We start from the raw sequence: 650 nt of genomic DNA on the forward strand, positions 1-650 counted from the left end.
CCAGGGCATCCCACATTTCCGGCTCCAAGCGAATCGTCGTACGCTTCCCCTTCACCGTGACATTGCGCAGAACCAACGCGCTGTCCCGGTGTGTATCGACCATATGGCGCATGGCCTGCTCGAAAATAGACACGCGCGTATCCGCTTTAACCGGGCTAGGCGCCTGGGAATGCGTTTGTACCAAGCTCTCAGCGATCAGCCGCAAGGCCGCCCGCGTTGCCAGAGTTCCATCCCGAGAGTCCATCAACACCCCCAAAGTGGCGGGTGTTCCCGATTTAATCGGCCCGCCTTATGCGCTCAACCTTTGCACCCGCTCCCGCGGCACGACCTTCGCAGGCCGCGCCATCGAATGCTCCAGAACCCCCGGAACATGCCAAGCCCCTTCGGGACGCAGCAGCACCACATCGTCGGCCCCGTATCGGATTGCCTCCGGGTGGGGGTCGAACTCAACCACAACCGCTACATATTCCGCGTCCGAAAAGTGGAACGGCGGATGATTGGTTTGATTGAACCCGTGACGACGCCAGAACCGCAGAAGACGCTTCTGTGCATGGCCATACACCTTCGTATAGCCCTTCCGTCGGCAAAAATCGAATCCGAAATCCACCGCAAGCCTCGGTGATTCCGGTACCTCGGTACTCAGATCGCAC

Annotated in this window: 2 protein-coding genes; both read right to left on the minus strand. The window is 59.7% G+C overall.

Going from position 1 to position 650, the window contains the following annotated elements; translation table 11 throughout:
* A partial coding sequence (locus VZ95_RS29505) for a ribbon-helix-helix domain-containing protein (RefSeq protein WP_408606113.1) occupies positions 1-244 on the minus strand: 244 nt, incomplete at its 3' end.
* A gap of 45 nt (positions 245-289) precedes the next feature.
* Positions 290-650 (minus strand): GNAT family N-acetyltransferase (locus VZ95_RS19600; protein WP_045777363.1); only part of this gene is annotated, 361 nt, incomplete at its 5' end.

Origin of the sequence: Elstera litoralis, from assembly GCF_000963705.1 — a bacterium.
GTDB classification, from domain to species: domain Bacteria; phylum Pseudomonadota; class Alphaproteobacteria; order Elsterales; family Elsteraceae; genus Elstera; species Elstera litoralis.